Raw genomic sequence first — 14,819 nt, forward strand, 5'->3', positions numbered from 1 at the left:
AGCATGGCATAATCGCCGTCCGTCACACCTCACGTCATCGTTTCTGCGCGTCATGCACGTCGCCCGTTTCCGCAAGCCCGGCAGCCTGATCGGATTGATCGCAATCCTGATGATGGCGCTCGCCCCTGCGGTTTCGCAGATGATGGCGTCGCGTCACCGGCTCGTCGATGGGCTGGCCGTCTATTGCACGGCGAGCGCCGATGAAGGGGTGATCGCGCACGATGACGGCAAGCCCGCGCATGGCGTCAAGGCGCACTGGCAGGCTTGCCCTTATTGCAGCTTCGTTGCTCACGCCGTTGCACTCCCGGGCCATGCGGTCGCGTTCGCCGTTCCGCGTCCGGATGCGCAACAGCCGATCGTGTCGGCGTCGATTCCGGCACGCGTGCGTCTCGTCCATACCGTCGCGCAATCGCGCGCGCCTCCCGCGTTCTCCTGATCTCGTCTGATTTTTCTGCCTGACAAGCCGCCGCTTCGCGACTGGAGCGAGCGGCCGTTCGTCGCGCACGTGCGCGACGGCATCGAACGACAACCGGAGAACACACAACATGCCACGCTTGAACGAACGGCACGCGCCCCGCGCATGTGCCGTGCTGCTGGCCGCCATCGCCGGCCTTTCCCATGCTTCCTTCGCCAATGCGCACGCCGTGGTCGGCGACCGCGTCTTTCCTGCCACGATGACCGTGGACGATCCCGGTGTCGGCGACGAGTTCGACATGCAGTTCGGCCATATCAAGTCGCCGGACGACAATGGCGACAACATGAACGTCAATACCGTGTCGTACGAGTGGGACAAGCTGATCACGAAGAACCTCGCATTCAGCGTCGCCAGCCAGTACGTGTCGCAGAACGACCCGAACGGCGGCTCCGCGAAGGGGTGGGACAACGTCACGCTTGGCGTGAAGTACCTCGTCTACACGAATGCCGCGCACGAGTTCATGGCGTCGGTCGGTCTGGAAACCGAAATCGGCGGCACCGGCGCGAAATCGATCGCGAACGCTTACTCGACGTTCACGCCGACCGTCTACCTCGGCAAGGGCTTCGGCGATCTGCCGGCGTCGCTCGGCTACCTGCGCCCGCTCGCGCTGACGGCCGAACTCGGGCCGAACCTGACCACCGCGTCGTCCGACCAGGGGCCGAATTCGTTCGGCTGGGGCCTGACGCTGCAGTACAGCATCCCGTACCTGCAGCAGCAGGTGAAGAACCTCGGCCTGCCGCAGCCGCTCAGCAACATGGTGTTCGTCGTCGAGGCGCCGATGAGCACCTGCACCGCGGGCGCGTGTTCGGGCCAGACGACCGGGACGATCAACCCAGGGGTACTATGGCTCAATCGCTACGGGCAGTTCGGCGTCGAGGCGCAGATTCCGGTCAATCGCGCGAGCGGCAATCACGTCGGCGTGATCTTCGATGCGCATCTGTATTTCGACGACCTGTTCCCCGGCTCGCTCGGCAAGCCGCTGTTCTGATCGACGGAGAAACGCCATGAACCGACTGACCACCCTGCGCGCGGCCGCCGCCGCGCTGCTGCTCGCGGGCGCGCAGTTCGCGCATGCCCATGCGTTCCCGACGCATCAGGCGCCGTCCGCGGGCGAGACCGTGACCGGCGCGCCGAAGACAGTCGCGATCGATTTCGACGACGGGCTCGAGCCCGCGTTCAGTTCGATCGCCGTCACCGATGCGCAGGGCCATGCCGTCACGAACGGCAAGGCCGAGGTCGATGCGTCGAACCGCAAGCACATGTCCGTCGCGCTGAATCCGCTCGCGCCGGGCGTCTACACGGTCGCATGGGTGGCCGTCGCGCTCGACGGCCACCGCACGCAGGGGCACTACGCGTTCACGGTGAAGTAGCCGTGGACGTGCTCGTCAACGTGCAGATCGCGTTGGCCGCCGTGCAGGACCTGCTGCTCGCCACGGCAGCGGGCTTGCTCGCGTGCGGCGCCATCGACCGGCGCATCGGATTGTTCGACCAGCGGGCGCTGCGCGTCGTGCGTGCTGCGCTCGGCCTCGCGCTCGCGCTGACGGCGTTCGGCTATCTTTGGCTGCAAGCCGCCGTGATGAGCGGCTCGCCGCTCGGCGACGCCGAGCCTGCCGTCGTCGCCGTGCTCACGGAATCGCATTTCGGTGTCGCCTGGTCGATCGGATGTTCAGGCGCGCTGCTCGTCGCGGCGGGCATCTTCGCGCGCGGCCGTGACACCGTGCCGTGTGCCGCGGGCATCCTGCTCTGGGCCGCCGGCAAGGCGGCCATGGGTCACGCAGCCGATGGCGGCGACTTTTCGTGGCGTGAAGCGGTGCACCTGACGCACGTACTCGCGACCGCGATGTGGGCCGGTGGCGTGATCGCCGCCACGGCCCTGTTGCGGTGCCTCGGGCGTACCGGGGCCGCGAGCGTGCCGGCGCAGCAGACGGCTGCATTCTGCTCGGCGCTCTCCCATCTCGCGACCGGTGCATTCGCTGTCGTGCTCGTCACGGGGCTCTACAACGTGCTGCAGGATACGGCGCACACCGGCGCGGCGCTGTTTGGCATAGCCTGGGGCCGCGTGCTCGCGGCGAAGCTCACGTGCGTCGCATTCGCGGCACTGCTCGGCGGCTGGAACCGCCTGGTCGTATTGCCCGATCTGCGCTTGCGTGCCGAACGGCACGATACGGGTTATCCGGCCGCGCAACGCCGCTTCGACAGGGCGCTTGCCGTCGAGGCCGTCGTCATGGTCGCGGTCCTGGCGCTTGCAGCGTTGCTGGGCCATACCGCGCCGACGGCGGGCGCGTCCTGACGATACGTTTGCCCACGGAACAAAGCAGGGGGAAGGGGCCCCTTGGTTATCCAACCATTCATGACAGAGGATCGACAATGAATATCACGAAAAAAACGCTTGCTGCGCTCGCTTACCTGTCCGTCGCCGCATTGTCGCCGGTCGCGCACGCGGCGCCCGCACAATCGGTCGCCGTCTCCGACTGCTGGATTCGCGGGATGCCCGGCAATTTGCCGTCGGGCGGCTTCTTCAACGTGAAGAACAGCAGCGGCAACCCGATCGACCTGACCGGCGTCGACAGCGATGCTTTCGGCATGGCGATGCTGCACCAGACACAATCGAACGGCAGCACGTCGACCATGGTGATGGTCGACAAGGCGACGGTGCCGGCCGGCGGCACGCTGTCGTTCGCGCCGGGCGGCTATCACGTGATGCTCGAGCAGCCGACGCATCCGCTGAAGGTCGGTACGACGCTACCGCTCACCTTCACGTTCGGCGACGGCGAGAAAGTCACCGCGCAGTGCACGGTGAAGGCGCCGGGAACGATGGCGAAGTAAGCATGGCGAACGAGCATGCCGGTGCCGATACGCACCGGCATGCTTCTACCACTTGAATGTCTGCCAGCGGTACGTATCGTCGAGTGACTCGATGACGAGCCGCTCGACCGGAACGGGTTTGACCGATCCGTACCATTGGAGCGGATCGGCGCCTTGACGCACGCCTGCTGCGACGAGCGCGTCGCGTGCCGTGTCCTCGATCCGCGCCCGCCGCCAGAGTGCCTGATCGTGAAGCAGCTTCGTCGCGTCGATCCCGAAGCGTACGAGTCCACCGCCGGCCTGGCGCGTTTGCCACATCGTCAATGTCACGCGATCACCGGTGCCCGGGTCGATCGCCCGTCCGTTGGCCGTTTTCTCCCAGTAGGGATTGCGCGAAAACCACGCGACAGGCTTCGCTTCCGGTGCCATGTCGAGCGCTTTCGGCATGATGACCTCGCTCATGATGATGGACTCGAAGTGCAACATGACCGTGTAGTGCCATGCCATCGTAACCATGCGGAAATTCCCTTTTTCGATTGAACGCATGCCGTGACGTTTCAGTAGCGCACGGTCAGCGACGCGAACGCGGCCCGGCCGGGCGCCGGCGAATGCAGTGTCTGCGAGCCGTCGTACCAGACGTATTCGTTGAACCGGTTGAACAGGTTCGTCACCTGCAGCTCGACGGTTGCCCGCTTCGATACGCGATAGGCGGCTCGCGCGTTGACGGTCACCGCCGCGCCGAAGCGGCCGGTCGAGTTGGTTTGCTCGAGGTAGTACGCGCTCTGGGCATTGCCCCATGCCGACACGTCGAGCTCGGGCGTTGCCCGCCAGTCGATCCCGGCCGACAACAGATGGTTCGGCACGTGATCGACCTGCTTGCCGGCGCTCGCCGGGCTCGCAGGCCCCGGATCGACGATGCGCGCCATCTGGTACGTGTACCCGAACCACAGCCCGACATCCCGCGCCACCCGCAGGTTGGCCTGCAGATCGACCCCGTGGCGCTTCGTCTTGCCGAGATTGTCGTAGTCGCCGGTCGGGTCGTTCAGCTTGCGGCGCACCTCGTTGGTCGCGAGCTGTTCCCAGTAAGCAACGCGGCCGTCAAGCCAGTCCGCCGGCTGGAATTTCACGCCCAGTTCCCAGCCGTCGTTGATCGACGGCGCGAGATCGCCGGTGCGCGGCGGGATCTTGTACGCGCCGGCACCGACGCCGACCTGGAATGAACGACCGTAGTTGCCGTACACGCTGTAGCCGTGCCACGGCGTATAGACCGCGCTGATTTTCGGCTGGCCGATCACGCCATAGCCGTTCATGTCGTAGCGCGCGCCGCTCAGGTTGTTGGTGAGATGCCCGCTTAACACGTCGACGCGATAGGCCGGCACGATCTTCAGCGCTTCGACCGGCTTCACGACGGCCTGCACGTAAGCGCCCCAGGTGTCGTACGAGAACGCCTGATCGCGGGTTTGCGACGTGCGCACGTGGCGGTCGGTGAGCCAGCGGCGGCTGACATCGTCCTGCCACTCGCCGCTCACGCCGGCCTCCAGCGCAAAATCGCGCAGCCCGTTCACGCGCGGACGGAACGTCAGGGTGCTCAGGAAGCCGAGATGTCGCTCGTCGGAAAAACGCTCCTGCTGGCTGGTCGCCGAAGAGAACGTGACCCAGCGGCGCTCGCGAAACGTGTTCAGGTATGCGATCGTCGACCACGACAGCCGGTTCGTCAGATTCACGTCGGCGTACAGCGCGTACTGCCCCGTTTCGCGAGTTGCCTGATCGGTCGAGTTGAACGCATACGAGGTGCGCGGATTCGCGCGGGCGTCCGCACCGCTCAGGTAGCCCGGCTCGTCGGCCGACACGCGCGCGTAGCGTGCGGAGAAACCGACGCGGACGTCGGCTGTCGGGCTGTAGAACCACTTGCCGGCCACGCCAACCTTGTCCGATCCCGAGTGATCGCGATAGCCGTCCGACTGGCGGTAGCCGAACGCGTAGTTCTGCGAGAACGTGTCGGTTTCATGGCCGGCGACCGTTTCCGCATCGAACGTGTCGTAGCTGCCATAGCCGATCCGGCCGCGCGCGTAGGTGCCACCCGTAAGTGTCGCGATCGACGCGTTGCCGGCGATCGCGTGCAGCCCGTAGCGTGGGTCGTTGGTGCCGCGCACCGTCTCGAGCGAGTCGATTTCGAGCGGAAACACGGCATCCATGAACGGCATGTTGCCGTCGTTGCTGTTCGACGGCACGCCATCGATCAGCAGCTTGACCGCATTGATCTCGCCCTCGCCGTTGAAGCCGCGAAAAGACAGCTTGCCTGAAGTGGTGCCCTGGTTGAAATCAGTCAGCAGCACGCCCGGTAACTGGCCGAACAGCTCCCATGGACTGCGCGCGTTCTGGTTCTCGAGATGCTCGGCGTCGACGCGGTCGACCGAGGTCAGGATGTTCCTCGACGTCAATGCGCCGGTACGCGTGCCGCTGACGTCGATGGTGCCGAGTATGAAGGTAGAGTCGCCGGTCGCGGTCGCGGTCGCGGTCCGGGTCGTGGTCGTGGTCGGACCGGTTTTCGGTGCGGCGTGGGTGTGGCCGCCGCGCGTATCGACAGGCTCGCCGTCGTCGCGCTCGGCGTCAGGTTGTGCGGCGGGCTCGGCCTGCGCGGTCATCGCGATCGCGATGCATGCGGGAGCAAGCCACGTTTTCCGGGTGTGTCGGATGCTCATCAAAAAGCTCTGGTTCGGTTGATTGGAATCGGGAGGATTCCCCGCGTGCCGCGGCCACGGCACGCCGGGACGTGACGTCAATGCGGGGCGGCACCCGATGCGGACGACACGTCGGAAGGCATGAGGAATCGGTCGAAACGCGCGGTCGTGACCGGACGCATCGGCCGCTCAGCATCCGCGAGACGAGACCGCAGCACGTGCACCTCCGACGACGGCACACCGGCATCCTTCAGCCACGCGGGATCCTTCAACGCAGCGCCGCCGCAGGTGACGATCGTCCAGTGGTCGTTCACGACGCGCAGCAGCGCACGGCCGGCCATGTCGCGCTGCGTCCAGTCGGCGATCGCGAACTTGCCGGCAAGGGCGACGGCCTCGGTCACGACATGCCTGTCGGGGCCGTCGTAGGTATGGGAGAGCAGTTGCGCGATCTGCGTGGCGGCCGAGGATGGGGCGTCGGCAGCGCATGCATTCGCGGTGGCCATGGCGAGCGCGATGCCGCATGCCATTCGTCCCGCGAACGACTGGATCCGAAAAAGTCGCTTCATGATGGGAAGTAGGCAACGTGTTGAACAGGTCGGCATGGAAGTGCCGGCGCCAGAGCGTCCGGTAGCCGGCGCGGGCGGATTGGGCGGGCGACAGGGCCCGCAAAGCGGTGGTCGACATGGTGTCAGTTCCTCGTGCTCGTCGATCGATCTGGCCGGCTCGGGGCCGGGCCGTCGACGCGCGGCACACTCGCGTGCGCACGCCGGCGGAACGGACGACGACACGTCATGCGCGGACGGTCATGGCGCGCATGGCGACGTCGCCGGAGCGGCGGGCGCTGCCGGGTGATCGCTTGAATCGGATGATGTGAAACGAACGACGTGACGATCCGCGCACGTCGACGTACGCGGGCCGTCAGGCAAATCGATCAGCAGAACAGAGGAGGGGCGCGGCAGGGCGGGCGATCGTCGAATATTGACCGCACCACGCGAGGGAAGTCGAAATGAATCCGGAACCGTTGAGGTGCCGCGACGGGAAACAACAGAGCCAGTAGCGCGACCGACGCCAGCGCCGTGAACAGCGCCGCACCGAATACGCAGAGGCCGTCGCCGCCGGCGGACGACGCTGCGTTGCCGGCATGGGCATCATGCTTCAGCGCGCCGGCGAGCGCGAACGCATCGTTGGCCGGTGTGATCGGCGCATCCGCATCGAATCGGGCAGCGAGCGCAGCCACGTTGACAATCAGCGGGCCGCGGCCCGAACACAGCACCACCGAGCCCGCATCCGGACCATCCGGATCGAGCATTAGGGCGCTCGACATCAGCGCCCGGGACAGCAGCGTTACAAGGAGGAACCCCCACAGAAGCTGTCGCGCGACGCCTTGCCGGAGCAGGAAGCGGCGAAGTGCGTTCATGGCGCGCGATTGTACATGGGTTTCCGGGCAGGGAAAGACTGCCGCGCCGATGGGCGGTATCGGTCGTTATTCGATTGGACCAGTCGGAGACGAGGTCAAGAGCGCATACGGTCTCGTCCGCTTGTCATGCTGCCAAAGACATTGCGGCACATAACGCAGACTACGAATTAATTTGACGTAATTCGGTGACTTGGACATCAGTTCGCCCGATCCGGCGGCGGCAAGGCGTGCGCGCCCGACGCTCACGCGTATGCGTCGATCAACGTATCGAGATTGCGCAGCGCGCGCGGTGTGAGCGGCGCGAATTCCGCCGATTGAAACAGCGGGGCCTGCGCGCGCAGATGTTCGAGCGCCTGCTTGCGGCCCGCGCGGAACGCCGCGGATGGCGCATCGGGATCCTGCGCCCATTCGAGAGCAATTGCGCGGTCGTATTCGCGCAGCCGGTCGGGCGCGGCCGCGAGGATCGCCAGATCGGCGTCGAGAAAAATCCGCCCGGCGCGCTGCAGGTCCGGGTCGGACGCGAACGTATCGGGCAGCCGGTGCGACTTCGTCGCGAGCACGAGATCGTGCGCAACGCGCACGTGCGATGCGTGCGCATGCAACCAGGACTCGCCGCAGTGTGCGTTCGTGACCTGCACGAGCCATCGTGCGCTGCGTGCTTCGTTGTCCGCATAATCGGGCAGCGTCGTCGCGTACACGAAGTCGTGCGCCCATACCGCGAGCTCGATCGCGGGCCACAGCGGTTCCGCGCGATACGGCGCGAGATGCGCGAACAGCTCGGCCAGGTGCGCGAGCGTGTGGTAGTAGCGTTGCGGCTCGCCATACGCGCGCTCGATGAGCGGCCAGACGGCGGTCGTGCCGAAGCAGGCGTCGCAGGCGTCGTTCAGTGTGCGTGCAAGGTCGGGGGCGAGGTCGTTCATGGGCGGCAATCGGCTCGGGCTGGCGATGCGCGCAGCATAGCAAACGCCGCCGCCGCTACACGTTGACGACGCCGCGCCCGAGTTCGATCACGCGCCCGCCGACGCGGATTTCACCGGCTGCGCTGACCGACAACCGCAGCAGGCAAGGCCGGCCGACGGCTTCACCTTGCGCGACCTGAAACGCGGCAGGCAGGTCGCGCTTCATCGCGAGCAGCCACCCGCCCAGATTCGCGCACGCAGACCCCGTGCCCGGATCTTCCGAGACGCTGCCCTGCTTCACGAAGAAGTAGCGCGACACCACCGTCCCTGGGCGCTCGGCGTCGAACGCGAACACATAGGCGGTCTTGCGGCCGAGGCTGCTGGTCGGCCAGAGGCCGAGACATGCACTGTCGGGCTGCGCGCGGCGCACGGCGGCAGGATCCTTGAGCGCGACCAGCAACTGGTCGGCGCCGGTGTCGACCCAGATCGGCGGGGCGAGCAGATCGTCTTCCGTCAATCCCAGCACGGCCGCCATCCGGGCGTCGGGCAATGCGCACGGCGCCGTCTTCGGCATGCCTGCGTGCGGCGCGGTGAACGTCCACACGTCGTCGCGCGCGTTGACGTCGACCACGCCGGCCTTGAATTCGAGCGCGAGATCATTGCCCGTACCCAGCAGGTCGCGCACGACATGCGCGGTGCCGAGCGTCGGATGGCCCGCAAAGGCCATTTCATGGCCCGGCGTGAAGATGCGAACCCGCGCATGCGCGCGCTCCGACGGCAGCAGGAAGGTCGTTTCGGACAGGTTGAACTGCACCGCGAGTGCCCGCATGGTCGCGTCGTCCATCGCGCGCGCATCTTCGAATACGCAAAGCGGGTTGCCGCCGAACGTGGATTCGGCGAAGACATTCAGCAGGCGGAAGGCATAGGAGGTCATGGGAGGATTACCGTACCTGGGGAGGGGGCGCGCGGCTCGATGCACCGGCAACCGCGCAGCGTCGCATGGGTCAGCTCGGCTTGTCGAGCGGCGCAAGCATCGCCTGCATGTCGGGATGCTTCAGGATTTTCCTGTACTCCGCCGGACTCATTGCGTCGATCAACACGCGCCCGCTCACGTCCGCCTTGATGTACTCGACCGCGAGCAGCGCGATGACCGGATTGGTCGTCAAGGTGGCGTGATCGGGTGAATGATCGCCGAATTCCGCCACCACGGCCTCGGTGTTGTCCGCCACCGCGACGGCGAGCCGGCGGCCGGACAGCCTGAGCCGCGCGCTGGCGCCGCATTTGGCCATGTCATAGTGGCGCGGCCCGTTGAGCGTGCGATTGCCGTAGATCGCCACGTGTGTGTCGACGCCCCGCGCCGCGGCGGCCTCGAGCAGCGGCCCGAGATCGTCGATCTCTTCGTCCCAGACACCCGCGAAGATCTGCGTTTTCGCATTGACGATGACGCGCGCGAATGCGCTGGCGATCGCTTCCCGCCCACTCAACGACCAGACGAGCCCCGGCTCCTGTTGAACCGGCAGCCGATCGAGCGCGCCCGCGGCCAGTTCGAGATCCGCATTGAAGCGCGTGCGCAAGTCCTCGAGCAACGACCGGTGGGGCACGGCCGCATAGCGGACGGGTTCCGACCGGTTCACGAGCACCGCACCGCGCGTTTCCAGGCGACCCAGGGTTTCGTAGATCTTCGATGGCGGCATGCCGGCGCGCCGGCCGACTTCCGCGCCCGTCAGCGCGGCCTGTCCGACGAGGGCCGCGTAGGCCTGCGCCTCGTACTGGGTGAATCCAAGCCGGATCAACGACGTGATCAGCTCCGTGTTCTCGCTCATGTGTCTCGGCTCCTGCGCCCACGACGACCTGCGTGGGATTCCTTGATTAACTACTGGAGTAGTATACAATCGCTCAAAAGTACTACCCAAGTAGTAATCAATGTTCGTCAACCTGCCTGGAGGGATCTTCAAGATGCGTAAACGGATCAGCACCGGCTCCCCGTGGGAGCCCAAGGTCGGCTACTCGCGCGCCGTGGTCGTCGACAACACCATCTACATTTCGGGGACGGCCGGCAAAGGCGCGGACGTGTACGCGCAGACACGTGACGCACTGGCGACGATCGACCGTGTGCTGGCGGACAGCGGGTTCTCGTTGTCGGACGTTGTCCAGAGCCGCCTGGTGGTGGCGGACTTCGACAACTGGGAAGCCGCGGCGCGCGCACATGGCGAAATCTACGGCGATATCCGGCCGGCGTTTTCGCTCGTGCATGCGCTTCCGTTTGTCGATCCGGAGATCCTGGTGGAAGTCGAGGCGATCGCGGTCAGGGCCGCTGCGTGACCGTCGCCGGCAACCGCGTGCCGCTGTCGCGCACCGTGACGGTGGTGCTGGCACTGGCGGCCGGCGTGGCAATCGCGAACGGCTATGCGTTGCAGCCGTCGCTGTCGGCCATCGCGAGCGAGTTCGGCGTGGCTGCGTCGCGCATGGCGGCCCTCTCGTCCGTGACGATGCTCGGTTACCTGGTCGGTCTTGCATGGCTGGTTCCGCTGGTCGACCGGTTCAGTCCGCGCGTGCTGGTCTCGACGCAGATGGGCGCGCTCGCGTGGTTGCTGGCGTGCGCGTCGTGGTCGCCCGGGCCGCTCGCGCTCGACGCCTGCTTCTTTCTGGTGGGCGCGGCGACGACGGTGGCGGCGCAATGCAGCGCCGTCGCCGGCAAACATGCGGATCCGCAGCGGCGTGGCGTGGCGATGGGGGCCGTGTCGGCGGGCATTTCCGCCGGGATCCTGCTGAGCCGCTTCGTGGGCGGCGTGCTGTCGCAATGGTGCGGATGGCGCGGCGCATTGCTCGTGCTGGCCGGGTGCGTTGCGCTGGCCGCCATAGGCGCTGCCGCGCTGTTGCCCGGCGCCCGGCCGGAAGGGCTGCCCGGCCGGGCGAACGCGCTCGGTGCCGTTGCGCGGCTGCTGCGCGATAGCGCGCAATTGAGGCGCCGTACCGGTGCCGGCATGCTCTGGTTCTTCGCGTTCAACCTGGTCTGGGTGGGGCTCGCGCTTCGCCTGGCCGAGCCGCCGTATCGCCTCGGCGCCGCGGCGATCGGCGCGTACAGTCTCGCGGGCGTGCTGGGTCTCGGCGTGACGCGCGTGGCCGGAAAACTCGCCGATCGATTCGGCGATCGCGCGGTTATCCGCGGCGGGCTCTTCGTGGCGGCCGTGTCGAGCTTGCTGCTTGCCGTTGCGCTCGGTCATCCCGGATGGCTGGGCGTGGGGCTGGCGATGTTCGATGCCGGTTGCTTTGCCGCGCAGGTCGCGAACCAGACGCGCGTGGTCGCGATTCAGCCGGCCCGGGCCGGGGCATTGAGCGCAGCGTACCTGACGCTTTACTACGCGGCCGGTGCCGGCGGTGCGGCGGCGGCAGGGTTGCTCAACGCGCGGGTCGGGTGGGGCGCGATGATGGTCGTGACGGCTGCGACCATCGCGGCGGCCGGGTTGATCGGTACCGCATCGACCCGCATCGACGCGCGGGGCGAGCCGACCTCCGCCGCTTGAGGGCGGACCCGACCTGCGTGCGCGCACGATCGAATCGGAACTTCATTTTTCGTGCATGATCGGCATGAACCGTTGATCGACGGCGATCCGGTTCCGGCATTCGACCCTCCGAACGCTGGCGGATAGTTTCGCGCCGGAACAGGCATTCACGCTCCGGCGCGTGTCATGCTCGATCGCCTGCGAGCACGGGCTCATCGGATGGGCCACCACGACGCCGTGCCCATGCAACACGTGCCGGGCTCCGTGTCGTTCGGCGCGTGCCGGTTGCCGCACGCAGGAGGAAGACATGGAACCCGACGGAAGCGCCTCGAACGCCAGCGGCGGGCGGGTCGGCGCGCATGCGGAAACCGGCTCGCCGCAGGCGCTGCTGGACGCGATCGTCCGCGGCGTGGAACGCTGCGGCATCCCGGCCGGCACTGATTGGCCGACAGCGAAGCAACTCCTCGCGGACAACGACAGGCAGTGGAAATTCTCGGCGGTGCTGGTCGCGATCGTCGCGCGGCGCGAGCCGACGATCTTGCTGACCAAGCGCGCGTCGGATCTCAGCGAATACTCGTCGCATGTGAGTTTCCCGGGCGGACGCCCGGCCGAGTCCGACCGCGATATCGGCGCGACGGCATTGCGCGAGGCGTTCGAGGAAATCCGCCTCGCGCCGGGCGCGGTTCGCGTGGCCGGCAGCTTGCCGATCCATAAAACCCGAAAACGCAATCACGCGATCTTTCCTGTGATCGGCATCGTGCCGGACACGGCGACATGGGAGGCGGCGCCCGCGGAAGTCGCGGAGATCTTCGAGTTTCCGTTCTCCGCGCTGCTGAATCCGGATCTGCCGCGGCAATACACGGACGGCGAACGCACGGGCGCATGGTATTGGGCGGAGCAGGCGCAGGACATCTGGGGCGTGACGGCCTTCATCCTGAATTCGCTCGCCGGGCTGGTGCGCGCCGCCGCGCGCTGACGGCATGCGTGACGGCATGCGTGACCGCAGGTGTCGACGCACCTCAATGCGACGACACGAACACCGCATCCGCGAATGCCGCCGGAATGGCGAAGCTTGCGCGCATGCGCTGCGTTTCCTTCGCCGGCGTCAGGCCGAACAGGCGCTTGAATTCGCGGCTGAACTGCGACGGGCTCCCATAACCGACCGCGTAGCCGGCCGCCTCGGCCGTCAGATCCTCGCGCACCATCAGCAAGCGCGCCTGATGCAGCCGCGTCGACTTCAGGTATTGCATCGGCGAGACCTGCGTGATCGCCTTGAAGTGGCTGTGAAAGCTCGGCACGCTCATGCCGGCTTCGCTGGCCAGTTGCGGCACGTCGAGCGGTTGCGCGTAATCGGCGTGGATCACGCGCAGTGACCGGCCGATCCGGCCGAACTGCCCGCGCATCGCCAGCGCGCTGCGCATCGCGCTGCCCTGCGCGCCGGTGAGCACGCGGAAATACAGCTCGCGCAGCAATGCCGGGCCGAGCACCGCGGCGTCGAGCGGCCGGTGCATCGCGTCGACGAAACGCAGCACCGACGCGTGCATCGTTGCATCCATCGGCGTCGACATCATGCTCCTGGGCGTCTGCACCGGCTCCGCCGTGCCTGCGCGGTCGATCTGCGCCGCGAGTTCGGCGGCCATCGTGAAATCGAGGTGCAGGTACAGCGCGAGCAGCGGGCGCTCGGGCGTGGCGTCGGTTTCCATGCTGAACGGCACCGGCACGGACACCGCCAGGTAGTGGTGTTCGTCGTACAGGTAGCATTCGCCGCCGAAGTAGCCGCGCTTGCGGCCCTGGCACACGATCACGATGCCCGGGTCGTACAGCACCGGCGTGCGCGACAGCGCGCGGTTCGAACGCAGGATGCGCACGCTCGGCAGCGCCGTCAGGTTGTAGCCTTCGTCGGGCGCCAGCGCGCGCAGCAGCGCCGCCAGGCGCTTCCGGTCGCGCGTCGGCAGCGATGGGGCTCGGGCGGAGGCGGGATCGGTGCTCATAGTTTTGTGCAAGAAAATCAGCGGAATCGGGCTTATTCGACGTGGTTTGCCAGACTAGTATGCACGCTCCTATCGACATTCGGGAGAAGTTCACATGGCATCCGGCAACCTCATCCTCATCACCGGCGTCAGTAGCGGCTTGGGCCGCGCGCTCGCGCAGGAGGCGCTCGCGGCGGGTCACACGGTGGTCGGCACCGTGCGAGGCGCGCAGGCGGCGCGGGATTTCGACGCGCTGTCCGCGCGGGCATTCGCGCGGGTGCTCGACGTGACCGACTTCGATCGCATCGACGGCGTCGTGGCGGAAATCGAGGCGAAAGTCGGGCCCGTCGACGTGCTGGTGAACAACGCCGGCTACGGGCATGAAGGGATCATGGAAGAAGCGCCGCTCGCGGAGCTGCGCCGGCAGTTCGACGTGAACGTGTTCGGCGCGGTCGCGATGATGAAGGCGGTCGTGCCGTACATGCGCGAGCGGCGGCGTGGCCGCATCCTGAACATCACGTCGATGGGCGGCCACATCACGATGCCGGGCATCGCTTACTACTGCGGCAGCAAGTTCGCGCTGGAAGGCATTTCCGAGGTCGCCGGCAAGGAACTCGCGCCGTTCGGCATCGCCGTGACGGCCGTGGCGCCGGGTTCGTTCCGCACCGACTGGGCCGGCCGCTCGATGCTGCGCACGCCACGCTCGATCGCGGACTACGACGCGATCTTCGACCCGATTCGTCAGGCGCGCGAGGAGAAGAGCGGCAAGCAGCCGGGTGATCCCGCGAAGGCCGCACGGGCGATGCTCGCGGCGATCGCGGCGGAACATCCGCCCGCGCACCTGCTGCTCGGCAGCGATGCGCTGCAGCTCGTGCGCGGCAAGCTGGCGGCGCTGGACGAGGAAATCCGGGCGTGGGAGGCCGTCACGCTGTCGACGGACGGTTGACGCGCGGCGGCGCACGATCGTTCGCCCGTCGCGGGGCCGTCCACGTTATCGAAAGTGTCGACGATCATTTGCATCGTCGCATCATCGTTTAACAAACCTGTCCGATAATGGCTGCCGGCCACT

The 14,819-nt window shown here is 67.0% G+C and carries 17 protein-coding genes; 9 read left to right on the plus strand and 8 right to left on the minus strand.

Translation table 11 applies throughout. The features are described from left to right. Positions 1–52: 52 nt before the first annotated feature. From LGN17_RS29065 to LGN17_RS29085, 5 genes are all read left to right on the plus strand, one after another. The gene (locus LGN17_RS29065) at positions 53–436 is read left to right on the plus strand and encodes a DUF2946 domain-containing protein (protein ID WP_226200485.1); all 384 of its coding nucleotides are present in this window, start codon (positions 53–55) and stop codon (positions 434–436) included. 109 nt (positions 437–545) lie between these two features. Further along, positions 546–1,463: a hypothetical protein gene (locus LGN17_RS29070; protein ID WP_226200487.1), complete on the plus strand. Its 918-nt coding sequence runs from the start codon at positions 546–548 to the stop codon at positions 1,461–1,463. A 16-nt stretch (positions 1,464–1,479) separates the two neighbouring features. Beyond that, positions 1,480–1,845, plus strand: a complete 366-nt coding sequence (locus tag LGN17_RS29075) for a copper resistance protein CopC (protein WP_175952151.1) — start codon at positions 1,480–1,482, stop codon at positions 1,843–1,845. 2 nt (positions 1,846–1,847) lie between these two features. After that, positions 1,848–2,765, plus strand: coding sequence for a copper resistance D family protein (locus tag LGN17_RS36785; protein ID WP_226200489.1), 918 nt, complete (start codon positions 1,848–1,850; stop codon positions 2,763–2,765). A 77-nt stretch (positions 2,766–2,842) separates the two neighbouring features. Beyond that, on the plus strand, positions 2,843–3,301 hold the full coding sequence (locus tag LGN17_RS29085; RefSeq protein ID WP_226200491.1) for a copper chaperone PCu(A)C: 459 nt from the start codon (positions 2,843–2,845) through the stop codon (positions 3,299–3,301). A 45-nt stretch (positions 3,302–3,346) separates the two neighbouring features. Here the strand turns inward: LGN17_RS29085 and LGN17_RS29090 are convergent, their stop codons facing one another. The 7 genes from LGN17_RS29090 to LGN17_RS29120 all read right to left on the minus strand — a co-directional run bounded on the left by LGN17_RS29090 (position 3,347) and on the right by LGN17_RS29120 (position 10,100). Beyond that, a complete protein-coding gene (locus LGN17_RS29090; protein ID WP_226200493.1) occupies positions 3,347–3,796 on the minus strand; it encodes a hypothetical protein in 450 nt (149 codons plus the stop codon). A gap of 41 nt (positions 3,797–3,837) precedes the next feature. Beyond that, positions 3,838–5,982: a TonB-dependent receptor gene (locus LGN17_RS29095; RefSeq protein WP_226200494.1), complete on the minus strand. Its 2,145-nt coding sequence runs from the start codon at positions 5,980–5,982 to the stop codon at positions 3,838–3,840. A gap of 77 nt (positions 5,983–6,059) precedes the next feature. After that, entirely contained in the window at positions 6,060–6,464 is a 405-nt protein-coding gene (locus LGN17_RS29100; RefSeq protein WP_226200496.1) for a copper uptake system-associated protein, read from the minus strand. A gap of 428 nt (positions 6,465–6,892) precedes the next feature. Next, a complete protein-coding gene (locus tag LGN17_RS29105; RefSeq protein WP_226200498.1) occupies positions 6,893–7,378 on the minus strand; it encodes a DUF2946 family protein in 486 nt (161 codons plus the stop codon). Positions 7,379–7,620: 242 nt separating this feature from the next. Continuing rightward, positions 7,621–8,298 carry a hypothetical protein gene (locus LGN17_RS29110; RefSeq protein ID WP_226200499.1) on the minus strand — a complete coding sequence of 226 codons (678 nt, stop codon included), beginning with the start codon at positions 8,296–8,298 and terminating at the stop codon, positions 7,621–7,623. 55 nt (positions 8,299–8,353) lie between these two features. Beyond that, on the minus strand, positions 8,354–9,211 hold the full coding sequence (locus LGN17_RS29115; protein ID WP_226200501.1) for a PhzF family phenazine biosynthesis protein: 858 nt from the start codon (positions 9,209–9,211) through the stop codon (positions 8,354–8,356). A gap of 70 nt (positions 9,212–9,281) precedes the next feature. Continuing rightward, the gene (locus tag LGN17_RS29120) at positions 9,282–10,100 is read right to left on the minus strand and encodes a TrmB family transcriptional regulator (protein ID WP_174957458.1); all 819 of its coding nucleotides are present in this window, start codon (positions 10,098–10,100) and stop codon (positions 9,282–9,284) included. Between the two features lie 133 nt (positions 10,101–10,233). Here LGN17_RS29120 and LGN17_RS29125 point away from each other — a divergent pair, with 133 nt between their 5' ends. From LGN17_RS29125 to LGN17_RS29135, 3 genes are all read left to right on the plus strand, one after another. Next, positions 10,234–10,599, plus strand: coding sequence for a RidA family protein (locus tag LGN17_RS29125; RefSeq protein WP_175034245.1), 366 nt, complete (start codon positions 10,234–10,236; stop codon positions 10,597–10,599). Then, positions 10,596–11,801, plus strand: coding sequence for an MFS transporter (locus LGN17_RS29130; protein ID WP_226200503.1), 1,206 nt, complete (start codon positions 10,596–10,598; stop codon positions 11,799–11,801). Before LGN17_RS29125 ends, LGN17_RS29130 begins: the two co-directional genes overlap by 4 nt. A 286-nt stretch (positions 11,802–12,087) precedes the next feature. Further along, the gene (locus LGN17_RS29135; RefSeq protein ID WP_226200505.1) at positions 12,088–12,756 is read left to right on the plus strand and encodes an NUDIX hydrolase; all 669 of its coding nucleotides are present in this window, start codon (positions 12,088–12,090) and stop codon (positions 12,754–12,756) included. A 43-nt stretch (positions 12,757–12,799) separates the two neighbouring features. Here LGN17_RS29135 and LGN17_RS29140 read toward each other — a convergent pair whose 3' ends face one another. Continuing rightward, positions 12,800–13,771, minus strand: coding sequence for an AraC family transcriptional regulator (locus LGN17_RS29140; RefSeq protein ID WP_226200507.1), 972 nt, complete (start codon positions 13,769–13,771; stop codon positions 12,800–12,802). A gap of 94 nt (positions 13,772–13,865) precedes the next feature. Here LGN17_RS29140 and LGN17_RS29145 point away from each other — a divergent pair, with 94 nt between their 5' ends. Then, positions 13,866–14,696 carry an oxidoreductase gene (locus LGN17_RS29145; RefSeq protein WP_226200509.1) on the plus strand — a complete coding sequence of 277 codons (831 nt, stop codon included), beginning with the start codon at positions 13,866–13,868 and terminating at the stop codon, positions 14,694–14,696. Positions 14,697–14,819 lie beyond the last annotated feature (123 nt).

Source organism: Burkholderia sp. AU30280 (assembly GCF_020420125.1).
Classification (GTDB): Bacteria; Pseudomonadota; Gammaproteobacteria; order Burkholderiales; family Burkholderiaceae; genus Burkholderia.

Excerpts from the sequence above, each read along its gene's own strand:
- LGN17_RS29065 (WP_226200485.1), top strand. The coding sequence starts at position 53 with ATGCACGTCGCCCGTTTCCGCAAGCCCGGCAGCCTGATCGGATTGATC.
- LGN17_RS29070 (WP_226200487.1), top strand. The coding sequence starts at position 546 with ATGCCACGCTTGAACGAACGGCACGCGCCCCGCGCATGTGCCGTGCTG.
- LGN17_RS29075 (WP_175952151.1), top strand. The coding sequence starts at position 1,480 with ATGAACCGACTGACCACCCTGCGCGCGGCCGCCGCCGCGCTGCTGCTC.
- LGN17_RS29085 (WP_226200491.1), top strand. The coding sequence starts at position 2,843 with ATGAATATCACGAAAAAAACGCTTGCTGCGCTCGCTTACCTGTCCGTC.
- LGN17_RS29090 (WP_226200493.1), bottom strand. The coding sequence starts at position 3,796 with ATGGTTACGATGGCATGGCACTACACGGTCATGTTGCACTTCGAGTCC.
- LGN17_RS29095 (WP_226200494.1), bottom strand. The coding sequence starts at position 5,982 with ATGAGCATCCGACACACCCGGAAAACGTGGCTTGCTCCCGCATGCATC.
- LGN17_RS29100 (WP_226200496.1), bottom strand. The coding sequence starts at position 6,464 with ATGGCCACCGCGAATGCATGCGCTGCCGACGCCCCATCCTCGGCCGCC.
- LGN17_RS29105 (WP_226200498.1), bottom strand. The coding sequence starts at position 7,378 with ATGAACGCACTTCGCCGCTTCCTGCTCCGGCAAGGCGTCGCGCGACAG.
- LGN17_RS29110 (WP_226200499.1), bottom strand. The coding sequence starts at position 8,298 with ATGAACGACCTCGCCCCCGACCTTGCACGCACACTGAACGACGCCTGC.
- LGN17_RS29115 (WP_226200501.1), bottom strand. The coding sequence starts at position 9,211 with ATGACCTCCTATGCCTTCCGCCTGCTGAATGTCTTCGCCGAATCCACG.
- LGN17_RS29120 (WP_174957458.1), bottom strand. The coding sequence starts at position 10,100 with ATGAGCGAGAACACGGAGCTGATCACGTCGTTGATCCGGCTTGGATTC.
- LGN17_RS29125 (WP_175034245.1), top strand. The coding sequence starts at position 10,234 with ATGCGTAAACGGATCAGCACCGGCTCCCCGTGGGAGCCCAAGGTCGGC.
- LGN17_RS29135 (WP_226200505.1), top strand. The coding sequence starts at position 12,088 with ATGGAACCCGACGGAAGCGCCTCGAACGCCAGCGGCGGGCGGGTCGGC.
- LGN17_RS29140 (WP_226200507.1), bottom strand. The coding sequence starts at position 13,771 with ATGAGCACCGATCCCGCCTCCGCCCGAGCCCCATCGCTGCCGACGCGC.
- LGN17_RS29145 (WP_226200509.1), top strand. The coding sequence starts at position 13,866 with ATGGCATCCGGCAACCTCATCCTCATCACCGGCGTCAGTAGCGGCTTG.